Here is a 22,683-nt window from a genome sequence, read left to right on the forward strand (position 1 = left end):
GTGCCCGATTCGCAGGATATTGGAGGAATTGGTCAAATACGGGAATATTCGAACAATAAGGCACATATTTTTCAAGGCCTTACGCAATACCGAAAATAAACGAACATTCGTTATTGCCTTGTACCGCGGGATGGTGTTGATTGATTTAGCACCGCAAGCTGGGAGGCTGCGTCGGTCATGAATGCGGGGGGCTTCATTGGATCAGCGTGAAAATCAGGAAATTGTCGATCTTTTCGTCATTGGCGGGGGCATCAATGGATGTGGCATTGCCCGTGACGCGGTTGGCCGTGGACTGAGTGTTGAGCTGGCCGAAATGAACGACCTGGCATCTGCCACCTCCTCCGCCTCCACAAAGCTTTTTCACGGCGGATTGCGGTATCTGGAATACTGGGAAGTCCGCCTTGTCCGCGAAGCATTGATTGAGCGGGAGACCCTGCTCAAGGCGATGCCACACATTTCTTGGCCGATGCGGTTTGTCCTGCCGTACCACAAAGACATGCGGTTCGAGGGCGATACGCCAACATCAAAAGTGCTGAGTATTGTGATGCCCTGGATGAAAGGGAGGCGTCCGTCATGGCTTATCCGGTTTGGTCTGTTCTTGTATGACAATCTGGGCGGGCGCAAGATTCTGAAGGGCACAACATCGCTCAAACTGGCGGGAACGCCAGAAGGTGCGCCGCTGCAGGAACGGTTTGAAAAAGCCTACGAATATTCTGACTGCTGGATTGAAGACAGCAGACTGGTCGTTCTCAATGCCCGTGACGCCGAAGCACGTGGCGCGAAGATCAATGTGCGCACCAAGGTCATTTCCGCAGAACAGGTTGATGGCACCTGGCAGATCACACTTGAAGAAAACGAAAGCGGCAAACGCCGGATGGTCACGGCGCGCATGTTGGTGAATGCGGGCGGCCCTTGGGTCGAGGATATCATTCGCAACACGGTTCGGATCAATTCCACCGAAGGTGTGCGGTTGGTGCGCGGCAGCCATGTTGTGACGCCCAAGCTTTATGACCACGACAAGTGTTATTTCTTTCAGGGTGAAGACGGACGGATCATTTTCACGATTCCCTACGAGACCGATTTCACATTGATCGGGACCACGGATGCCGACCATGAAGACGTCAATCAAAAACCGGTCTGCACCCCCGAGGAACAGGATTACCTGATCAAGTTTGCGTCCAAGTACCTGAAAAAGCCGGTCACGACCGACGATGTCGTCTGGACCTATTCGGGCGTGCGCCCGCTTTACAATGATGGCGCAACCTCGGCGACGGCTGCGACCCGCGACTATGTTCTGAAGGTCGATAAATCTGCCGGTGCGCCGATCCTGAATGTGTTTGGTGGAAAGATTACGACCTATCGCAGGCTGGCAGAAACCGCGCTGGAAAAGATCGCACCGTTTTTCCCACAGACCGGGGATCCATGGACGGCTGGCGTGCCCCTGCCCGGCGGTGATTTTCCGGTGGATGGTGTTGCCGCGCTGATGGAGCGGCTGAAAACGCAGTATCCCTTCCTGAATGCGCGCTGGGTTTCACGTCTGGTCAAGGCCTATGGCCTGGATGCGTTTGATGTCCTTGGCGATGCAAAAACCCAAGCTGACCTTGGGCAGGATTTTGGGGCCAATCTGACCGAACGGGAAGTGAACTGGCTTATCCGAAACGAATACGTACGCAGCGCTGATGACATCATCTGGCGGCGGTCCAAACTGGGCCTCAGGCTCACGAAGAAAGAAATCGACGTGCTGGATGGATGGATGGCAAAATCGACCGCCGATCTGTTGCAGCAACACGCAGGGTAATCTGCGAAAGGGAGAGAGAAATGTCACTTGTTCTAGAGGGCGTGACCAAGGTCGTGAACGGCCAGACACATATTCATCGGACCGATCTGGAACTTCAGGCCGGCACCATGAACGTGCTGCTTGGGCCAACGTCATCTGGCAAGACGTCGTTGATGCGTTTGATGGCGGGTCTCGATGTGCCCAACCGTGGCAAGGTGATCTGGGAAGGCAAGGACGTGACAGGCATGCGCGTTCAAGACCGGGGCGTTGCGATGGTCTATCAGCAATTCATCAATTATCCGTCGATGACGGTCTATGAAAACATTGCCAGTCCGATGCGCCTTTTGGGGCAGTCGAAAGATCAGATTGATGTGGCTGTCAAGAAAGCCGCGGACCTTATGAAACTCTCTGCATTTCTTGATCGCAAACCGCTGGAGCTTTCGGGTGGCCAACAACAACGCTGCGCGCTGGCGCGTGCGCTGGTGAAAGACGCCGGCCTGGTTTTGCTGGATGAACCTTTGGCGAACCTTGACTACAAGCTGCGCGAAGAGTTGCGTGCCGAGATCCCGAAGATTTTTGAAGAAGCCGGCTCCATCTTTGTCTACGCCACAACCGAACCCGAAGAAGCCCTGTTGCTGGGTGGCAATACCGCCACGATGTGGGAAGGCCGGATCACCCAATTTGGAAAGACGCCGCTTGTGTACAGACAGCCCGTCAACGCCACGACAGCGCGGGTGTTTTCTGATCCGCCGATGAATTTTCTCAAAATTCGGAAATCAGGTGACAGGATCATTTTCGGGGAAGGTCAGGCCTCAGCAGCTTCCGGTGCGCTTGCGGGGTTGGAGGACGGCAGCTATCTCGCCGGGTTCCGTCCGAACCATCTGGAGCTGAAAAAACAGAGCGCAGATGCGTTGGAATTCAGTGCAAAACTGCACGTGACCGAAATCACAGGATCCGAGACATTCATCCACCTCGATCATCAGGGCGAAAGCTGGGTCGGACTGATCCATGGGGTCAAGGATTTGAAAATTGGCGCGCCATTGGACGTCTATCTGAGCCCGGAACATGTTTACATCTTTGCAGAAGACGGCACTTCAGTCGCCCCTGCCTCATATGCAACCGCAGCCTGAGGGACCTCAATAATGGCAAAAATAACCCTCGAAAATCTGGCGCATTCCTATCTTCCAAATCCCACGAGCGAAGAGGACTATGCCCTCAAAGAGCTCAACCACGATTGGATTGATGGCGAAGCCTATGCGCTGCTGGGGTCATCCGGGTGCGGCAAGTCCACACTATTGAACATCATTTCCGGCCTGCTGCATCCAAGCCAGGGACGTATCCTGTTTAATGACCGCGACGTCACCATGTCCCCGACCACGCAACGCAATATTGCGCAAGTTTTCCAGTTTCCCGTGGTCTATGACACCATGACAGTGCGCGACAATCTGGCATTCCCGCTGCGCAATCGGGGTGCCGATGCCGCCTATGTGCGCGACCGGGTTCAACAAATTGCGGCGATGATCGGCATGGAGGCCACGCTTGACCGCAAGGCGCGTGGGCTGACGGCGGATGCCAAGCAAAAGATATCTTTGGGCCGTGGCATGGTACGCGAAGATGTGAATGCGCTGCTTTTTGATGAACCGCTGACCGTCATTGACCCGCACATGAAATGGGAACTGCGCACGCAACTTAAATCCCTGCATCATGAATTTGGTCACACGATGATCTATGTGACCCACGATCAGACCGAGGCGTTGACCTTTGCTGACAAAGTTGTCGTGATGTTCGACGGCCGCGTTGTGCAAATGGGAACACCTCAGCAGCTATTTGAGCAGCCAGAGCATACCTTTGTTGGCTACTTCATCGGCTCGCCAGGCATGAATGTCCTCGAGGCCAAGGTGAACGGCGACAAGGCCGTTGTCGCAGGCACAGAGATTTCGCTGGGCAAGGGGTTTGGAACCCCGACAGGCAAAGTCGAGCTTGGTGTGCGCCCTGAATTCACCTCGCTCAGCTCTGGCGATGAAGGATTGCCAGTGACGATCAGGCGGGTGGAAGATGTCGGCCGCCACAAGATCGTGCGCGCCGATTTCCATGGGACTGAGATCAACATCCTCGCCCCGGAAAGTGCAAACATTTCCCCCGATATGAACCGCGTTGTTTTCGATATGGCGGGCATCAACGTCTATTCCGACAGCTGGCGCGTCGCGCCCAAGGCGGCCTGATATGACCCTGCCCAACCCCCTTTTGCCGCCCACAATGCCCAGAGGAACGCACCATGAATAAGACAGTCAATCAAAAGGCATGGTTCCTCATTCTGCCCGTTCTTTTGCTCGTCGCCTTTTCAGCCGTGATCCCGCTGATGACAGTCGTCAACTATTCGGTGCAGGACACATTCGGCAACAACCAGTTTTTTTGGGCAGGCCTTGATTGGTTCAAAGAGATGTTATCGTCGCAACGCATGTGGGACGCATTGGGCCGCCAGATCGTCTTTTCCGCGATCATTCTGGCCATCGAAATTCCACTTGGTATTTTTGTCGCGCTGAACATGCCCAAAAAGGGTGTTTGGGCCTCGTTGTGCCTGGTGCTGATGTCTTTGCCGCTGCTCATTCCATGGAATGTGGTGGGCACGATCTGGCAGATTTTCGGACGTGTCGATATTGGCCTGCTTGGCTACACGCTTGCCGCACTGGGCATCGACTATAACTATACGCAAGACTTCTATGCCGCATGGATCACGGTCATCGTGATGGATGTCTGGCACTGGACATCGCTTGTTGCCCTGTTGGCCTATGCCGGCCTGCAATCCATTCCTGACGCCTATTATCAGGCCGCCAAAATTGATCAGGCCAGCCGCTGGAAGGTATTCCGCTTTATCGAGCTGCCCAAAATCATGGGCGTTCTGATGATTGCGATCCTTTTGCGGTTCATGGACAGCTTCATGATCTACACCGAGCCTTTCGTGGTGACAGGGGGTGGGCCCGGCAACTCGACCACATTCTTGTCGATTGATCTGGTCAAGATGGCGCTGGGACAGTTTGACCTTGGCCCTGCTGCGGCGTTCTCGATCATGTATTACCTCGTGATCCTGCTGGTCTCTTACGTGTTCTACACAGTGATGACGAACCTTGACAAAAGGGATGGCCACTAATGTCTGATTTTACAGTTTCCGCCCCAAAGTCACGCAGCATTGGATTGCCCAAAATCAAGGGCAACGCCATCGTCATGGGTCTCTATCTGCTGTTTTTGCTGCTGCCGATTTACTGGTTGTTGACAATGAGCCTCAAGACCAACTCGGAGATCCTGAACAGCTTTACCTTATGGCCACGCAACCTCACGTTCGACAATTACGTGACAATCCTGACCGATGCGTCATGGTACACAGGCTACCTCAATTCGATGGCCTATGTTGTGATGAACATGGTCATCTCACTTCTCGTCGCCCTGCCCGCTGCGTATGCCTTTAGCCGCTATACTTTCATGGGGGACAAGCATCTGTTCTTTTGGCTGTTGACCAACCGGATGGCCCCACCTGCAGTTTTCGCGCTGCCGTTCTTTCAGCTTTACAGCTCAGTTGGGCTGTTTGATACGCACATTGCCGTGGCCCTGGCGCACTGTCTGTTCAACGTGCCCCTGGCGGTCTGGATTCTTGAGGGGTTCATGCGCGGTGTGCCCAAGGAAATTGACGAGACCGCCTATATCGACGGCTATTCGTTTCCCCGGTTCTTCTTGCGGATTTTCACGCCGCTTGTAGCCTCGGGGATCGGTGTCACCGCGTTCTTTCTGTTCATGTTCAGCTGGGTTGAATTGCTGCTTAGCCGGACGCTGACCAGCGTGGATGCCAAACCGATTGCGGCAACAATGACCCGCACCGTCGGTGCCGCAGGGATTGATTGGGGCGTCTTGGCCGCGGCGGGTGTTCTGACAATCCTGCCCGGCACCTTGGTGATCTACTTTGTCCGCAACTACATTGCCAAGGGTTTTGCCCTGGGCCGCGTGTAAGAAACGAAAGGGAGAAAACAATATGGAATGGATGGCTTGGACTTGGCCCACCGCCGCTTTCTTCGGCATCATCGCGGCCACGCTGATCACCTTTACGATCCTGGCAATCAAATATCCCGAAGTGCCGCGCAACGGTATTCTTCGGATCGAAACGACGCGGGGTGACAGGTTGTTCATCACGCTATTGGGCTCGGCTTTTATCAATCTGGCCTGGCTCGGACTGCTCGATGCCCCCCAATGGGGTGCGCTGATTGTAAGTCTGTTTTACGCCATAGCGGTTTTCCGCTGGGTTTAATCGAAGGGGGGGGCCGGTGTGCAAGAACCGGGCTGCCTTTACTGTTCTCAATAAGGGAGGAACACTCATGAACTTGCGACTTAAAGGAACCACTGCGATAGGTCTTGCTGCTTGCATGCTTGCCGCACCTGCGTTCGCTGACATGGATGCCGCCAAGGCATTCCTTGACAGCGAAATCGGGGATATGTCGACGCTGTCGCGCGCCGAACAGGAAGCTGAACTTCAGTTTTTTGTCGATGCGGCAGCACCCTATGCGGGCATGTCGATCAACGTTGTGTCAGAAACGATTGGGACCCACACGTATGAGTCCACCGTTCTGGCACCTGCGTTCGAAGCGATCACCGGCATCAAGGTCACCCATGACCTGATCGGTGAAGGTGACGTTGTTGAAAAGCTGCAGACCCAGATGCAGTCGGGCGAAAACATCTATGACGCCTATATCAACGACAGCGATCTGATTGGCACCCATTGGCGCTACCAGCAGGCCCGCAACCTGACCGACTGGATGGCCGGCGACGGTGCGGCTGTCACCAACCCGAACCTCGATCTGGCGGACTTCATCGGTCTGTCGTTCACAACTGGCCCGGATGGCAAAGTCTATCAATTGCCTGACCAGCAGTTCGCGAACTTGTATTGGTTCCGCTATGACTGGTTCAACGACGAGCAGAACAAGGCCGACTTCAAAGAAAAGTATGGCTACGATCTGGGTGTTCCGGTCAACTGGTCGGCCTACGAGGACATCGCTGAATTCTTTACCGGGCGTGACCTGTCGCGTCTTGGTGTCGAAGGCGAAGTCTTTGGCAACATGGACTACGGCAAGAAAGACCCCTCATTGGGTTGGCGCTATACTGATGCGTGGCTTTCCATGGCCGGTGCCGGCGACATTGGTGAGCCGAACGGCCTGCCTGTGGACGAATGGGGCATCCGGGTGAATGAAAATTCACAGCCCGTAGGTTCCTGTGTTGCCCGTGGTGGTGCGACCAACGGCCCGGCAGCAGTCTATGCTGTGACCAAAGCAATCGAATGGCTGGAAAAGTACTCTCCTCCAGCCGCCGCTGGTATGACGTTCTCTGAAGCAGGCCCAATTCCTGCGCAGGGCAATATCGCACAGCAGATGTTCTGGTACACGGCCTTTACTGCCGCGTCAGTAGAACCTGATCTGCCCGTGATGAACGAAGATGGCACGCCAAAGTGGCGCATGGCACCTTCGCCGCATGGTGCATATTGGGTTGAGGGAACCAAGATCGGCTATCAGGATGCTGGTTCATGGACGCTGATGGAATCCACACCAGTTGATCGTGCACAGGCGGCGTGGCTTTACGCGCAGTTCGTGACATCCAAAACTGTCGACGTAAAGAAAAGCCATGTTGGCCTGACGTTCATTCGTGAATCGACGATCCAGCATGAGAGCTTTACAGAGCGTGCGCCAAAACTGGGTGGATTGATCGAATTCTATCGCTCACCAGCACGGGTTCAGTGGTCGCCAACCGGCACCAACGTTCCTGACTATCCGAAGCTAGCTCAGCTGTGGTGGCAGAACATTGGCGACGCAATGTCGGGTGCCAAGACACCACAAGAAGCACTCGACGCATTGTGCGCAGATCAGGAAAAAGTCCTGATCCGTCTGGAGCGTGCAGGTGTGCAAGGCGACATTGGTCCGGTTATGAACGAAGAACGGGATCCGTCCTACTGGCTTGAGCAGCCCGGTTCGCCCAAGGCAAAACTGGAAAACGAAGACGAAGATCCGGTTACGATCTCTTATGACGAGCTGATCAAATCCTGGCAGTAAGTCTTTCGTTTGGGGCCAGACGGTCGGCCCCAAACACATTGCATAACTAACGAAGCAAATTATCAGCTGGACCTGTTCCAGTTGATAAGATCAGCGGCTGCTTTCCAAGGCGGCCGCTGTTTGCAACCCAAAGAAACGGGGGATCCAAAATGACCTATGTTCTGGCCATCGACCAAGGTACGACATCGACCCGTGCGATCTTGTTTGACAGCACGATGACGGCTGTCGCCAGTGCACAAGAACAGTTTCCGCAACATTTCCCCGACTCCGGCTGGGTTGAACATGACCCCCACGATCTGTGGGATACAACCACCGCCACATGCCGCGGGGCGATCGAACGCTGCGGCATTTCAGCGTCACAGATCACCGCGATCGGGATCACCAATCAGCGCGAAACCGTGGTTGTCTGGGACAAGAATACCGGCGACCCCATTCACAATGCCATCGTCTGGCAAGACCGCCGCACCGCAGAGCAATGCCGCACCCTGCGCGACGGCGGACATGAAGCGATGATCACCGCCCGCACCGGGCTTTTGCTTGATCCCTATTTCTCAAGCACCAAGCTCGCGTGGATTTTGAACAACGTCGAGGGCGTGCGCAAACGTGCTGCCAATGGCGAGTTGTTGTTTGGCACAGTCGACAGTTTCCTGATCTGGAAGCTCACTGGCGGTGCGGTTCACGCCACCGATGCCACGAACGCCGCGCGCACGATGCTTTATGACATTCACAAAGGACGGTGGAGCAGCACGATATGCAAACTGCTCGACATACCGATGCAAATGTTGCCTGAGGTGAAAGACTGCGCCGCTGATTTTGGGCACACGCAGTCAGATTTGTTTGGCGCGGAAATCCCGATCCATGGCGTCGCCGGGGATCAGCAGGCCGCGACCATCGGGCAGGCCTGCTTTGAACCGGGGATGTTGAAATCGACCTACGGCACCGGGTGCTTTGCCCTTCTGAATACCGGCGAAACGCCCGTTGTGTCGGAGAACCGGCTGCTGACAACGATCGCCTATCAGTTGGATGGAAAGCCAACCTATGCCCTCGAAGGGTCAATCTTTGTCGCCGGTGCAGTGGTGCAATGGTTGCGCGATGGCCTGCAGATCATCAAGGATGCGGCCGAAACCCAAGGACTGGCCGAACAGGCGGACCCGCATCAAAATGTCGTGCTTGTGCCCGCCTTTGTCGGGTTGGGCGCGCCTTATTGGAACCCTGATTGCCGCGGTGCTGTATTTGGCCTGACCCGCGGGACCGGGCCCGCCGAAATGGCCAAGGCCGCCCTTGAAAGCGTAGGGTATCAGACGCGCGACCTGCTCGAAGCGATGGCGGCAGACTGGCAGGCAACAGGGGTTCAGCCCACGTTGCGGGTGGATGGCGGCATGGCCGCAAGTGACTGGGCGATGCAATTTCTGTCTGACATTATTGCAGCCCCCGTGGACCGTCCCAAGAACCAGGAAACCACAGCACTTGGGGTTGCATGGCTCGCTGGTATGCGCGCCGGGGTGTACCCGGATCAGCAGACCTTTGCGGCGTCCTGGACACAGGACACACAATTCAATCCGACAATGGACGAGATTCAACGAGAGACGAAATACGCATCCTGGAAGAAGGCCGTTCAGGCCACCTTGGGGTTTTAGGGTTGGCAATGACGAAAAGCGCTTTTGACGACAATCTCGGGTTCGCAGACGCAGCAAATGTTCGGGATGATACGGACGCGCAGAAAAACCTTTCGAATAGCGTGTTTTGCAAGAAGTGAGGCAGATGTTTTCATTCAGTGGCCCGCAAACAATCCACTTTGGACGCGGTCAAAGCCAACAGACACCCACATTGGCGGCAGGTTTCGGGAACGCCGTCTTGTTGGTGCATGGGGCCAGTGCGGCGCGGGCAAAATGGCTCATTGATGCGTGCAATGACGCTGGCCTGACGACAAAAACGATAAGCTGTCTGCGCGAGCCATCCTTGCCGGATATTGAGCTGGCGCTGGACCAGCTGAAGGGGTTTCAGCCTGATGTTGTGATCGCCTTGGGCGGCGGGTCGGTGATTGACTTTGCCAAGGCTCTGACCGCGCTGATCCTCTGCCCCGGTGCCCCGCGCAACTATCTTGAGGTTGTCGGCGATGGACGGCAATTGGAGCATCCACCAGTGCCGATGATCGCGCTGCCAACCACGGCAGGCACAGGCGCGGAAGTGACCAAAAATGCGGTCATCTCGGTGCCGGATCGAGGCCTCAAAGTCAGCCTTCGTGATCCCCGCATGGTACCCGACATTGCGATCATTGACGCCAATCTGATGCAGGGCGCGCCAAGGCATGTTACTCTTGCCTCAGGTCTGGATGCCGTCACGCAAGTGATCGAACCCTACCTTTCGGTCAAGGCAAACCCGATGACGGACGCCCTGTGCCGGGCTGCGATTCCAACCGGTCTTGGTGTACTGCGCACCCTTGTTGAAAACGATGCGCCCGACGCGTGGGACAGCATGGCCTGGGTCAGCACCTGCGGTGGCCTTGCTCTGGCGAACGCCGGGCTGGGCGCTGTGCACGGATTTGCGGGGGTGATTGGCGGAAAAACCAATGCGCCGCATGGGGAAATCTGTGGTGCTCTGCTTCCTGCAGTTTTGCAATCCCATCAGCGCAATGCAAAACAGGAGACAGATGTGCACACCCGTCTGCAATGGGTGGTACAGCAAATCGCGGACCACTTTGCAAAAGACAACACCGCAGACCCCATACGTGAGCTGCGCCGCTGGTCTCAGGACATGGGTCTTCGCGGGTTGCAGGATATGGGTTTGGCTTTGGCGGACTTCCCCGAGGTTGCCGAGGCCGCCGCCACCGCATCATCCATGAAGGGCAACCCTTTCCAGCTGTCTCAACCGGACCTCTTGCAGATACTGAACGCGGCAAAATAGGCGCACCGCCGGTGTCGCCGACAAATTCCTGTTGGCGTTCAAAAAATGCGCGAACTGAACCCCGCTATCTCATTGGCTTATCGCCACGGTTTATCACTGCCCTGACGCCAAATAATGGACCTCCGATTGATCGCGAAGGATAGCGGCGGCTTTTTCTGCTGTGAGATCACGCTGCGCCTCAGCCAGCATTTCATAGCCCACCATGAACTTCCGGATGCTCGCGGATCTGAGCAAGGGGGGATAGAAATGCGCATGCAATTGCCAGTGCTCCGTATCGCTGGCCATCGGCGGTGCCCCGTGCCAGCCCATCGAATATGGAAATTCTGTGCTGAAAAGATTGTCATAGCGCGTACAAAGCCGCTGTAGAATATCAGCGAGGGCATCACGTTCATCTTCTGAAAGGTCGGTCAGTCGCACAACATGGCGCGTCGGCATCAGCAGTGTTTCAAACGGCCATGTCGCCCAGTAGGGAACAACAGCAATCCAATGCGGGTTCTGGACCACGATCCGTTCGTTCAGGCGCGCCTCTCGCTGCGCATATGACAACAGCAGGTTGGTGCCATGATCGGCAAGGAAATTTTTCTGGCACAGATCCTCGGTCCGAATTTCGTTGGGAATGAAATTCGATGCCCAGACCTGACCGTGGGGATGCGGGTTGGAACAGCCCATGGCGGCCCCCTTGTTCTCGAAAATGGCAACCCATGCAAATTGCGCGCCAAGCTCTGCAGATTGTTTGCTCCACACATCAACAATCTTGCGGATCGAAGGGACGGACAGCTCAGGAAGCGTCAGGTCATGACGCTCTGAAAAACAGATGACCCGCGAGGTGCCTCTTACATTTTGGGCCTGAAACAGCGGGTCCGCAGCGAAATCGACCAAGGGCGTATCCGTCAGCAGCGCTGGATAGTCATTGGGAAAGACATATGGGCCGGCGTAATCGGGGTTGATCTGTCCGGTCGCGCGCGTGTTGCCAGCGCATAGATAGCAGTTCGGGTCATGCGCTGGTTTGTCTTTTGGTGTCGGGCTTTCCGCCTGACCTTGCCAGGGTCTGTTGCCGCGATGTGGTGACACAAGAACCCAATCGCCTTTAAGTGGATTGAACCGGCGGTGTGGCTGATCAGGGAGCGCGGTATTCGTCATGAAAAACGGCCTTCCATTGATGGCGTCATCGGACCTTTCAGATCGGCATCAGATCATGCAGCCCTAGTTTGCTGCCAATCTGCTGCCCAGCAGTTCACCACTGTCGCTCAGCACCGGATAGGCGATCATGGCAAAGCTGGTATTCACCGCCTTCAGCGCCCGCAGCAGATCCAAGTGGATGCTGCTGGTTTCGATGGACTCTGACAGGCCTTCTTTCAATCGATAGAGGTGCTGCTTTTCCATCCTTTGGGCGACCTCGCGCACGGTTTCTTTCTGCTCGACCAGCATGCGGGCCAGCGACGGATCCTCGTTCATCAGAACAGAGATCGAAAGCTGAACATTGCGATAGACCGTGTCGTGAAACCCGGTCACATCTTTCCAGCCCTCCTTCGAGAACTTGAGGTTCTCCTGGTTCATTGTTTCGGCCAGCATGACCATCTTGCGAGAAATCATATCCGCCGCCGATTCCAGGTTCGCGGCAATACCGGCAAGTTCAATGGCCCGCGTTCCGATTTTGTCCTCACTGTCGTTGCCACGAATGCTTGCCAGGTAGATCCGCAATTTGAGCGACCGCTCAGCGACATCTTGGTTTTCTGCCCGGATCGCCGACGCCGCCATTTCATCAAAACTGCTGTAAAGCGGCAAGACATTACGAAGCATGGCCTCCACCCGTCCGCCGATATACACCAGCTCGCGCAGGGCACAGGAAAACGCACGCTTGGGTTGGTCCAGCGCGTCGGGATCAAGCGCTGTGCCGCGCGCGGCGGCTTCGGCTTCGGCTGAAATATCCGGAACGATAAGCGACACCGCGCGAAACAGCGGGCCGACAAGCGGCAGGCACACAAGCAGCAACGTCGCATTAAAGACCAAATGAAGGTTCAGCGCCTGTTGTGCTGGTTTCGATCCAAGATAGGACGATAGATCCGGAACAGCCGAGAGCAAATAAAGCAGACCTGCCGCACCGCCGCCCCTTAAGATCAGATTTGCCAACACCGCCCTGCGCACCATCACACCAGACTTGAGCGTCAGCACCAGCGCGATGAAGGACCCGCCCAGATTTGCGCCCAGCACCATGGCAAAGGCCGCTTCGGCGGGTATGATCCCCTGTCCAGCCATGGTCACGAACAACAGCACCGCTGCGACACTGGAATGCACCAGCCAGGCAAACAATGCTGCCACCAGAAAGGCCGCTGCGGTCTCGTCAGCAAGGTAGAGTATGACACTCTGGCTTTGCGCGCTTTCGATCATCGGGCGACTGGCCGCGCGGATCAGGTCAAGCGACATGAACAAAAGTGCAAGACCGATGGCGATACGGCCAAACTGGCGGGGGCGACGCCGAGCACTGCGCAGGAAAGTGATCACACCCCCCAGCAGCAGCACAGGTGCGACCAAGGACAGCGACGAATTGAGAAGTTTTGCCACGATCGCAGAGCCAAGGTCAGCCCCCAGCAAAATCGTCAGACCGACAATGCCATTGATCGTTCCGGCCGACATGAAGCCGGCAATGAGGACAGCGACCGCAGTCGAGCTTTGCAACAGGATCGCCGCAATGCTTCCGCAGCCTGCTGCCGTGAACCGGCTGGACGTTGACAACTGCAGCCAGCGCCGCAATTGACCGCCGAATGCGCGCTCAAATCCCGTGCGAACAAGGCGCACAGACCAGATGAGAAGTGCAGCAGCACTCGCCAGATTGAGTAGAATGAAAAACGTGTTTTCTAACATTCGTTCCTCGCCGTTTTAGGATGGCATTTCCGCAGTTCGTCCCGGCAGTGCCCAACCCAGCCACAGGCGACTTGGATTGATCGTACACCAAAAACAAAGCGATGCCACGTCAGAGCAGGCAAGTCGACAGCTGCCTGACACGTTTCCCAACTTCTCTGCAGCTTGCGGCAATAACGCTGCCTTTGTGCAGGTTCGGCGTATAGTCCTGACCCCCATTGACCTCTGCCCATCCACCGGCTTCTTGCAAAATCAAAATCCCTGCGGCGTGATCCCATGGGTTCAACTTAACAGAGCGAAGGAAATCCGCCTGACCCGATGCCAGCATGCGGTATTCGTGACACGAACAGCGCACATCCTCAATCTGGCAGACCGGTTCAAAGGCACGCATGACCCTTGTCCGATCTTGCGCTGCATAGTTGTCCAAAGGCAAAAACCCTTTGGCCATGTCAAGCGGCCGTTCCGGTCGCGGTGCCACCTTGCGAGGGACCTTTCCATCGCGCATGAAATAGGCACCCTGACCGCGGATCGCATAAATCCAGTCGTCCAGCACAGGATCATACAGCAGGCCAAAGGTCGTTTCGCCATTTTCAACAACCGCGAGGATTGTTCCGAAAACAGCAAGACCCGCGACAAAGTTTGCAGTGCCGTCAATCGGATCGACAATCACACTGGTGTCTGCGTCCCCCATTGCCTCAAGAAGTTCCGGTCGGTCGGCCACCGCTTCTTCACCAACAAAGACCGCCTGCGGCAATATTTTTGCTGTGGCCGTGGCAATCGCCCGTTCTGCGGCCCGGTCTGCATCGGTCACAAGGTCCTTGATATCTGCCTTGATCTGCACGCTGTCTGGCGCGAGGTTGCGAAAATGTGGCATGATTTCGCGGCGGCCGGTTTCGCGCACGACGTTGATCAGATCATCAATCTGTCCTGAGGTGAGCGTCATGTCCGCCTGGGGCCGTCGCGCCCCGCATAGGGAAAATGCTGTGGCGTGACAACATGGCGGCCCGTCTTGTCAATCTCGTGGACAAAGTAAAAATCCTGCAGCCCTTTTGGTCGGATCGGCGAGGCACCGAACGGCACATCCGAAGTGTAGGCGCTGGTCGGGCTGCCAGCCACAAAACACGCTATCCCATGGCTGCGCCCTTGATAGGGGCGGTGCACATGGCCAGACAGGATGATTTGTGAGGTCCCTGCCCTTTGAATAATCTCAAGCAGCTTGTCACACCCGTCAAGCTGCGCCACCACGTCAAAATCGTGCAGACCGGGGGGCACCGGCGGATGGTGCATGACGATGACCAGAGGCGCTACGTCGCGCTGCGCGACCTCCTGCTCGATCAATTCAAACGCTTTGGGGTCGATCCTGCCGGTTGGTTCCCCTTCGATACACGTGTCGAGACCGATCAGGCGCACATCCGGCAACTCGACAGTCCGGTTGGAAATGTCCCATGCCGCAAACTGTTCCGATCCGTCGCGGTACTGATAATAGCCCGCCGGGCCGTCATGGTTGCCCGGCACGATATAAACAGGCAGACCGATTGACGCGAAGAGGTTCTCAAACTGGCGAAATGACGCCGGATCAGCGTCGTCGGTCATGTCGCCAGAGACGACAACAAAATCGAGTATTTCGCTGATCCGTCGCACGTCCTGAACAAGATGGTCAAGAATGGCGTCAGCGTCGGCAGATACACCCGCCACCGGGAGTTGACTGAGATGTAGATCGCTCAGATGGGCAAATCGCATGCATGTCTCCGTCATCGGCCACTGAAGATTGGACCGAAGCGTTGGTTTACTTGATCCCGGCGCGCATAAAGTTCGCGACGAACTGGCGCTGGAAGATGAGGAAGGCGATGATCAGCGGCGCGGTCGTCATCAACGTCGCTGCGTTTACAAGCGACCACTCAACACCGCTTTCCACCGTGGCGAAAACGCTGAGGCCGACGGTCACCGGGCGCACTTCGGGCGAATTGGTGACAATGAGAGGCCACAGAAAGTTGTTCCAGTGAAAGCTGATCGAAACCAGCCCATAGGCAAGGTAAACCGGTTTGGCCAGCGGGACATAGACGTTCCACAAGACCCGCCACGCCCCTGCGCCTTCAAGCTGCGCGGCTTCGTCCAGCGACTTGGGCACGCTCATGAAAGTCTGGCGCAACAGAAAAATACCAAAGGCCGAATTCAGATAAGGCAGCGCGATCCCGATGATCGTGTCGGTCAAACCGATACGGGACAGCGTCAGATAATTCTCCACAATGAGGATCTCGGGCGAAATCAGAAGCTGCACCATCACAAGGGCAAACGCAAAGCCCGCCCATCGAAACCGGTAGCGCACAAAAGCATAGGCCACGAGTGTGCACAGAATGAAATTTGCGATAATGACGATGGTAATCAGGATGAATGTGTTGAGAAAATACAGCGCAAACGGGGCCGCATTCCATGCCTGCACAAAGTTCTCAAGCGTCAGGGGCGCGTTCCATTTGAAATTGGCGGAATATTTCTCTTCGTGAAAGGCTGTCCAAACCGAATAGAGAAATGGAAGCCCCCAAAGACCTGCCAGCACAAAGGCCAGTGTTGTCGTAAGTATCCTGTTCAATCCCTTGGTCATTGGTAATGCGTCTTTCTATCTAGGACCCAGAACTGGAAGGCCGCGAGGATGCCGAGGATCGCCACCATCAGCACAGTCAGCGTCGCGCCATAGGCGAAATCGCGTTGCCGGAAGGTGACCTCGTAGATGTAGTACAACAGCAGCGCGCTTGAATTATCAGGTCCGCCCTTGGTCATGACGATGATGTGGTCAACAAGCCGGAAGGCATTGATCAGGGCGTTCACAGCGACAAAGATGGTGGTGGGCCGCAGCAGCGGAAACACAACATCAATGAAAACCCGAACCGGGCCCGCGCCTTCAAGTCGCGCGGCATCCTTGAGGTTGTCAGGCACCGCCTGGAGGGCCGCAAGATAGAAGATCATGAACAGCCCTGCCTCTTTCCAGATCGCCACCACCATCATCGATGCCAGTGATGTTTCGGTGCTGCCAAGAAAGTTGATAGTCGGCAGCCCAAAGAAGTTCATGATCTGCGAAGCAAGGCCGATGCCCGGCGCGTAAAAGAACAGCCAGATGTTTGCCACCGCCACCAGCGGCAACATTGTCGGCATAAAGAATGACAAGCGCATCAGGCCCGTGGCAGGCAGTTTTGAATTCACCAGCAAGGCCATGCTGATAGACAGAATTATGGCAAGCGGGATGGTCCCAAGGGCGTAAAGGCCACTGTTGGTCAGGACCTGCATCAGCTTGTCATCAGCGATCAGCGCCTCGTAATTCTCGATCCCGACAAACTTTGACGGACGGCGCGAACTTGCGTTGTTCCAAAGCGAATTTATCAAGGCGCGCACCGCCGGATAATGGGTGAACGCCACCAGCAGCGAACACGGCAACACCAACAGAATAATCCCGAGGCCCAAAGGCAGACGCTTGTTCATGACTGTCCATTTCTCTTCACGGATGGGTGGTGCCTTCGCGCACGCTGATCAGGGTGCGCGAAAGCGGGAAGCGTTTTGAGAACGCCTTAGTTGTAGTCGCCCAGAACCGCGTCGGCCCCTTCCTGCGCCTTGGCCAGCGCCTCTTGGGCGGTGCTGCCACCGGTCACAACGCTTTCGATCGCGTCAACAAGATACTGCGTGACCTTCGCACGTTGGAAAGTTGCAAATTCGCGGTAGGCGAAAGGCATCTGGTCAAGCGCCACAAGAGCCTGTGGCAATTCTGCGGCATAGGCCTTCATTTCCGGCGTCTCCCAGGTGTCGGCGCGCGGTGCGACATAGCCCGTTGCAATGCTCCAGCGGGCGGCATTTGCGGGTGCGGTCATGAACTTGATAAAGTCCATTGCCGCGACGCGCTCTTCTTCCGTTGTGTCACTGAAGACATAGAAGTTACCGCCACCAACGGGGGCTCCGGGTCCGTCACCACCGGGCAGAAAACCAACGCCCCAATCGAATTCGGCGTTGTCATTAATAAAGGCAAGATTGCCGGTCGACGTCCAGATCGACGCGGTCTGACCTTCCAGAAAGGCCTTTGGGGTGTCGCCCCAGGAAATGCCGCCCGGTGCCATCACCCCTTCCGCAGAGAGCTGCTGCAGAAATTCCAACGACGCGACGGTGGCTGGTGTGTTAAGCCGGGCTTCGATCCCTGTTTCGGTCGACAGAACGTCACCTTTTGAAACAACCAACCCACCGAAAAGCCATGCCCCGCCAAGGCCAAGTGTCGGGATCCGTGTTCCCCACTGGGTCACGTTGCCGCTTGCATCCTTAACCACCAGCTGCTTGCCCATCTCGATCATCTCATCCCAGGTTTTGGGCGGCGTTTCAGGATCAAGACCAGCTGCGCGGAAGGCATCCTTGTTGTAATAGAAAACCGGCGTCGAGCGCTGGAACGGGATGCCATAGATTTTGCCTTCGAACGTCGCATCAGCCATGAAACCGGGATAAAAGCCATCCATCCACGCCTTGTCTTCCGCCGTGTTGGCAATGTCCGAGATCGGCAGGATCACGTCCTCTTCAACAAGCGTAAACAGATCAATTGCCAAAAGAACCGCAACCTGCGGCGGTTCGCCCGCCTGCGCTGCTGTCAGCGCCTTGGTTGTTGTTTCCTCGTAGTTGCCCGCATAGACCGCTTTTACGGTGTGTTCGGGGTTCTGCGCGGCCCATTCATTGGTCAGTTCCTCGATTGTGGCAACCGCAGGTGCGTTCACACCAACCGGGAAATAGAATTCCAGATCAGCAGCCTGCACGCTGCTCGCACCGCCAGCAATCAGGGCGCTCATCACCAACGGCATCGCCGAAGTCTGTCTAAAAGTCATCGTTTTCTCCTCCTTGTTTATGAAATGGGATACTCCCGATCCCAGTCGTTCAGCGCGCGATTGCGGCTGCCTTTCCGTCACTCTTCAAAAACACATGCGTCGATGCGCGGTCCCAGCCCACGGTAATTTCCTCACCTTCCTCGGGAACAGATCCACCGGGGTGCGACAGCACCATGCGCGTGCCAGCGGTCGTCATCAGATGGATCAGAAAAACTTTGCCCTCGTATTCAACGCTCTGCACACGCGCCTTCACCCGGAATTCGCAATCGTCGCCGGGAAAGGTCAGGCTTTCAGGTCTGATGCCAAACTGGCAGGCTGACACATCCTGAACCCCGGTGATCTTGAGATTGGCAGGAAAGGCCACCTCGGACGATTCCAGGATATTTGTCGGCGGCGTCCCGATAAACGTGGCTGAAAATGTGTTGGCGGGATGCTCATAAAGGTCTTTCGGTGTCCCTATCTGCGACACCTCCCCCGCGTTCATCAACACAACCCGATCGGACATCGACAATGCCTCGCTTTGATCGTGGGTCACATAGACGATGGTGATGCCCAATTTTTTGTTCAGAGACCGAATTTCGCTGCGTATTTCGACGCGCAGTTTGGCGTCGAGATTGGACAGTGGTTCATCCATCAGCACCAGTGGCCGCCCCGAGACCAGCACCCTTGCCAGAGCCACGCGCTGCTGTTGCCCACCCGAAAGCTGCGCCGGTCTGCGGTCAAGGAGACTTCCAAGCGCCATAAGCTCAGCAACCCGGTCGATCTGCTTTTTCTTTTCGTCTGCCGGAACCTTCCGGATCTTCAGGCCATATGCGATGTTTTCCTTGATGGTCATATGCGGGAACAGCGCATAGTTCTGGAAGACCATGCCAAGGTTCCGCGCGGCGGCCGCCTTGTTGGTCACGTCCTTGCCGTCAATCAAAACCCGTCCGCCGCTCACTTCGTCCAGCCCGCAGATCAACCGAAGCAGCGTGCTTTTCCCACATCCAGAGGGGCCGAGCAGCGTCAGAAAACCACCCGCCTCAATGCCAAAATCGACCTCTTTCAAGACCTCAACGGGACCCCAGCTTTTGCGCAGTTTCTTGACTTCGATGGAGACACCGTTTTCGTTCATGCCAGCAATACCTCAATATCCGCGCTTTTCAGTTGGGCAAGACTGTGTTCATCCAGACCCGCGCCTGTGATGATGCAATCCAACTGATCAAAATTAGCCGTGTGGACGAAACCGTTTGTTGAAACCTTTTCGTGATGTGCCACAACAATGTTTCGGCGAGATGACGCAATCGCCTCTTTTTGGATCTGACTGTATACTTCATCACCGATTGAGATCGACCGACGGGCGATATCAATGCCAGAACAGCACAGGAAAGCGACGTCAAACGACAACGAGCGCAGCGCAGAAATCGCCAGCGTACCGGTAAAGGAATCGTTGGTGCCGCGATACGCCCCGCCGATAAGGTAAAAGCTCTTGATGTCCTGTTCCATCAACTGTGTCGCAATCCCAAGACAGGTCGTGACATAGTGACAGCCGGGTTTGCGATGGGCCTGAACCGCAATCGCCAGCGCGGTTGTCCCTGCATCCAGATACACCACCTCTTCGTCCGAGAGCATGTCGATGGCCACTTCGCCGATCCGCTTTTTCTCAAGGTGCCCGACGGTTTTGCGTTCTTCGTTCGAGAGGTCAGCAATGATACTTGAATTGATCATCACGCCACCATGGGTCCGCGTGACAACCCCCTGCTGGCCCAATTCTTTGAGATCACGCCGGATGGTCACGTCGGACACGCCGAATTCCTCGGACAGATCCTTTACCCCAACAGAGCCGCGTTCTTCGACAATGCGTGCGATTTTACGGCGTCTGACGCCCGACAGATCCAGGGCCTCGCTCATTGGACAGACCCGACTAAATGTGACCGATTGCTGCTTTCCAAAGCACTCACCCCCCAAATGCTCTTAAATGATCATACAAAGGTGATCATTTTCGGTCAACTGCGATTTTTTATGATCGAATTGAGGGCGCTAGGCCCAAGGCATGGTTGTTTTTCAACGGTGCTGACGTGCCCCCCTTGTTGCTTCACCTGACACTCCTGCCAATCAACTTGTAGCGCGGCTATGGCACCTGTCGTTTTACGGCGGAACAACGCTGTTATTGTCGCCCTGCCAGCGAAAAGGTACAATTTTTCAAATGCAACAACCTGATCAACTGCCCATCATCAAACGGCTTCGGGCCGGTGACGCGGATATGTTCGGCTCTCTGCTTGACCTGTTCGGGCAGGTCTTTGACGACATTGAAACCTATGGCAATGCCCGCCCAGGACCGGCCTATCGCATGCAGATCCTGTCACGCGACGAGGTGGTCATGCTTGTTGCGACAGAGGGCAAAACCGTTGTCGGTGGACTTGTGGCCTACGAGTTACTGAAATTCGAGCGCGAACGCTCGGAGTTCTACATCTATGATCTGGCGGTCGCGCCCGAGCATCGCAGACGGGGCATCGCAACCCAACTCATCGAGGCCGTGAAAGCGATCGCCAGGGAGCGCGGCGGATGGGTCGTCTTTGTTCAGGCAGATCACGGTGATGACCCCGCAATAGCGCTTTACACCAAACTCGGCCACCGCGAGGATGTGCTTCACTTTGACATTTCACCTCGGTAGAATGCCGCTCGACCTTGCTGTTCTCACCAAGGTATGGGTTGAGCCATCCGGCTCAAATGCGGCTCCAAACACCGACCTGACGCCTCGCCTCCGTTGTTGTATGGCATTTCCGACAGGGTTCACCCATCAAGCCGCGTGGTCCGATACCGAACTACTGTTTCAAGCATATCTTCATAGAGCTGTGCTATCCAAAGTGTCCCCGGTAGGGGTGGACCTGCCGCGCTTCCGTGCCGCCCCCGGTGCTCGTTTAAGCCACTTTCCTTTCGAAGGCGACCGGGCTTTTCCAGCCCAATGCTGAGTGCCTTCGACGTGGATTGTAGAAGCCATTGATGTATTCGAAGATCGCCATCTCGGCTTGCCGCTTGGTTGCCCATGACCGCCGCCAGATCAGCTCGGCCTTGCCTTGCCCGGTAGGTGAATAATTATATTCACCGAGAGGAGGGGTTTTGAAGAACGTCTCGACGGCCGCATTGTCATAACAATTACCTTTACCGCTCATGGAGACTTTGAAGCCATGTTGGCGCAGGATCTTCTGGTAATCATGCTAACAGCATTGGCTGCCCCTGTCGCTGTGGAAGATGCAGCCTTTGGGTGGCGCTCGGAAGGCGATGGCCATTTTCAGGGCCCGGATCGCCAAGTCACGCTTCATGCGATTGCTGACCACTGCCCGGCAGTCGAAACGCAGTTTCGATGAGAGGGGGCCCAACCAATGACACGCCTGGAATGCAGATCGAGGATCACCGCCAGATACAGCCAGCCTTCGCGCGTCCAGACATAGCTGATGTCGCCAGCCCATTTCTGGTTCGGCTGATCTGCTTTGAAGTCGCGATCCAGCAGGTTCGGGGCGATGTTGAACGTATGATCGCTGTCTGTGGTCGCCTTGAACTTGCGCGTTCTTTCAACGGTGATCGCCTTTTCGCGCATCAAACGCCCAACCCGGCGTGGCCCCACATCGATGCCGACCTCCTTCAGCTCTTCGGTCATGCGGGGCCTGCCGTAGCTACCCAGGCTCAGACGCGACTGTTTCTTGATGTGCGCCAGAACGATCATATCCATGCGCTGCCTGCGGTTGGCTGGACGGCTGCGGAACGCCCGCAACCCGCGCGGGCTGACATTCATGACCTGGCACAGCCGCTCTATCGGGAAGGCCCCGCATTCGCCATTGTCGCTCCGACCAATGGCGCGACATGGCTCATTCTTCAACGACCCGAAACCTCATGGCTTTTGGCTCGCGAAGAACTGCCCTCTCGGCAGATTGCTGCGTACTCGCCTGTCGGGTAATAGGTGGCTTTGTTTAATATATCCCTCTCCTCCTTGAGGATACGGATCTCGCGACGAAGTCGTTCGTTCTCGCGCGCAAGCTCGCGATCCTAGGGCGAGACCACATCCGTGTCGCGGTGCGCGTTCACCCACTTGTTCAACGTCGAAAGCCCAACGCCTAAATCATCCCCAACTTGTCGCCGTGTCAGCCCGCTCGTCAGCGCAATTCGCACTGCATCCTTGCGGAATTCATCCGTTCTTCCTGTGCCCATAGTTCGTCTCCTTTGCTGCACATTATGCTAT

Annotated in this window: 19 protein-coding genes and 1 pseudogene; 10 read left to right on the plus strand and 10 right to left on the minus strand. The window is 56.0% G+C overall.

Going from position 1 to position 22,683, the window contains the following annotated elements; genetic code table 11:
* Positions 1 to 196: 196 nt before the first annotated feature.
* From glpD to C1J02_RS11610, 9 genes are all read left to right on the plus strand, one after another.
* Positions 197 to 1,798, plus strand: coding sequence for a glycerol-3-phosphate dehydrogenase (glpD, locus tag C1J02_RS11570; RefSeq protein ID WP_254693090.1), 1,602 nt, complete (start codon positions 197 to 199; stop codon positions 1,796 to 1,798).
* A gap of 20 nt (positions 1,799 to 1,818) precedes the next feature.
* Positions 1,819 to 2,907, plus strand: a complete 1,089-nt coding sequence (locus C1J02_RS11575; protein WP_114878720.1) for an ABC transporter ATP-binding protein — start codon at positions 1,819 to 1,821, stop codon at positions 2,905 to 2,907.
* Positions 2,908 to 2,919: 12 nt separating this feature from the next.
* A complete protein-coding gene (locus C1J02_RS11580; protein ID WP_114878721.1) occupies positions 2,920 to 3,999 on the plus strand; it encodes an ABC transporter ATP-binding protein in 1,080 nt (359 codons plus the stop codon).
* A gap of 53 nt (positions 4,000 to 4,052) precedes the next feature.
* Positions 4,053 to 4,925 (plus strand): carbohydrate ABC transporter permease, encoded by an 873-nt coding sequence (locus C1J02_RS11585; protein ID WP_114878722.1) that lies wholly within the window; start codon positions 4,053 to 4,055, stop codon positions 4,923 to 4,925.
* On the plus strand, positions 4,925 to 5,776 hold the full coding sequence (locus tag C1J02_RS11590) for a carbohydrate ABC transporter permease (protein ID WP_114878723.1): 852 nt from the start codon (positions 4,925 to 4,927) through the stop codon (positions 5,774 to 5,776). Before C1J02_RS11585 ends, C1J02_RS11590 begins: the two co-directional genes overlap by 1 nt.
* Before the next feature lie 22 nt (positions 5,777 to 5,798).
* Positions 5,799 to 6,071 (plus strand): DUF2160 domain-containing protein, encoded by a 273-nt coding sequence (locus C1J02_RS11595; protein WP_114878724.1) that lies wholly within the window; start codon positions 5,799 to 5,801, stop codon positions 6,069 to 6,071.
* A 67-nt stretch (positions 6,072 to 6,138) separates the two neighbouring features.
* Complete coding sequence (locus C1J02_RS11600) at positions 6,139 to 7,860, plus strand: ABC transporter substrate-binding protein (protein ID WP_114878725.1); 1,722 nt, start codon at positions 6,139 to 6,141, stop codon at positions 7,858 to 7,860.
* A 149-nt stretch (positions 7,861 to 8,009) separates the two neighbouring features.
* Positions 8,010 to 9,497, plus strand: coding sequence for a glycerol kinase GlpK (gene glpK / locus C1J02_RS11605; protein WP_114878726.1), 1,488 nt, complete (start codon positions 8,010 to 8,012; stop codon positions 9,495 to 9,497).
* 124 nt (positions 9,498 to 9,621) lie between these two features.
* Positions 9,622 to 10,764, plus strand: coding sequence for an iron-containing alcohol dehydrogenase (locus tag C1J02_RS11610; RefSeq protein ID WP_114878727.1), 1,143 nt, complete (start codon positions 9,622 to 9,624; stop codon positions 10,762 to 10,764).
* A 93-nt stretch (positions 10,765 to 10,857) separates the two neighbouring features.
* Here the strand turns inward: C1J02_RS11610 and C1J02_RS11615 are convergent, their stop codons facing one another.
* From C1J02_RS11615 to C1J02_RS11655, 9 genes are all read right to left on the minus strand, one after another.
* Positions 10,858 to 11,904, minus strand: a complete 1,047-nt coding sequence (locus C1J02_RS11615) for a UDP-glucose--hexose-1-phosphate uridylyltransferase (RefSeq protein WP_114878728.1) — start codon at positions 11,902 to 11,904, stop codon at positions 10,858 to 10,860.
* A gap of 63 nt (positions 11,905 to 11,967) precedes the next feature.
* Complete coding sequence (locus tag C1J02_RS11620; RefSeq protein WP_114878729.1) at positions 11,968 to 13,626, minus strand: Na/Pi cotransporter family protein; 1,659 nt, start codon at positions 13,624 to 13,626, stop codon at positions 11,968 to 11,970.
* 109 nt (positions 13,627 to 13,735) lie between these two features.
* Positions 13,736 to 14,566 (minus strand): inositol monophosphatase, encoded by an 831-nt coding sequence (locus C1J02_RS11625; RefSeq protein WP_114878730.1) that lies wholly within the window; start codon positions 14,564 to 14,566, stop codon positions 13,736 to 13,738.
* Positions 14,563 to 15,363 carry a metallophosphoesterase gene (locus C1J02_RS11630; protein WP_162798309.1) on the minus strand — a complete coding sequence of 267 codons (801 nt, stop codon included), beginning with the start codon at positions 15,361 to 15,363 and terminating at the stop codon, positions 14,563 to 14,565. The genes C1J02_RS11625 and C1J02_RS11630 overlap by 4 nt, the downstream gene beginning before the upstream one ends.
* A 46-nt stretch (positions 15,364 to 15,409) precedes the next feature.
* Complete coding sequence (locus C1J02_RS11635) at positions 15,410 to 16,222, minus strand: carbohydrate ABC transporter permease (RefSeq protein ID WP_114878732.1); 813 nt, start codon at positions 16,220 to 16,222, stop codon at positions 15,410 to 15,412.
* On the minus strand, positions 16,219 to 17,094 hold the full coding sequence (locus tag C1J02_RS11640; RefSeq protein WP_114878733.1) for a carbohydrate ABC transporter permease: 876 nt from the start codon (positions 17,092 to 17,094) through the stop codon (positions 16,219 to 16,221). Before C1J02_RS11640 ends, C1J02_RS11635 begins: the two co-directional genes overlap by 4 nt.
* 86 nt (positions 17,095 to 17,180) lie before the next feature.
* Positions 17,181 to 18,467, minus strand: a complete 1,287-nt coding sequence (locus C1J02_RS11645) for an ABC transporter substrate-binding protein (protein WP_114878734.1) — start codon at positions 18,465 to 18,467, stop codon at positions 17,181 to 17,183.
* Between the two features lie 49 nt (positions 18,468 to 18,516).
* Positions 18,517 to 19,581, minus strand: coding sequence for an ABC transporter ATP-binding protein (locus C1J02_RS11650; RefSeq protein ID WP_114878735.1), 1,065 nt, complete (start codon positions 19,579 to 19,581; stop codon positions 18,517 to 18,519).
* Entirely contained in the window at positions 19,578 to 20,357 is a 780-nt protein-coding gene (locus tag C1J02_RS11655; protein ID WP_114878736.1) for a DeoR/GlpR family DNA-binding transcription regulator, read from the minus strand. The genes C1J02_RS11650 and C1J02_RS11655 overlap by 4 nt, the downstream gene beginning before the upstream one ends.
* 295 nt (positions 20,358 to 20,652) lie before the next feature.
* On the opposite strand from C1J02_RS11655, the gene C1J02_RS11660 reads away from it, so the two are divergent.
* On the plus strand, positions 20,653 to 21,120 hold the full coding sequence (locus C1J02_RS11660) for an AAC(3)-I family aminoglycoside N-acetyltransferase (protein ID WP_114878737.1): 468 nt from the start codon (positions 20,653 to 20,655) through the stop codon (positions 21,118 to 21,120).
* A 247-nt stretch (positions 21,121 to 21,367) separates the two neighbouring features.
* On the opposite strand, the pseudogene C1J02_RS11665 reads toward C1J02_RS11660, so the two are convergent.
* Positions 21,368 to 22,652: pseudogene (locus tag C1J02_RS11665) on the minus strand (IS3 family transposase).
* Positions 22,653 to 22,683 lie beyond the last annotated feature (31 nt).

It is taken from the genome of Sulfitobacter sp. SK011, assembly GCF_003352065.1.
Lineage (GTDB): Bacteria > Pseudomonadota > Alphaproteobacteria > Rhodobacterales > Rhodobacteraceae > Sulfitobacter.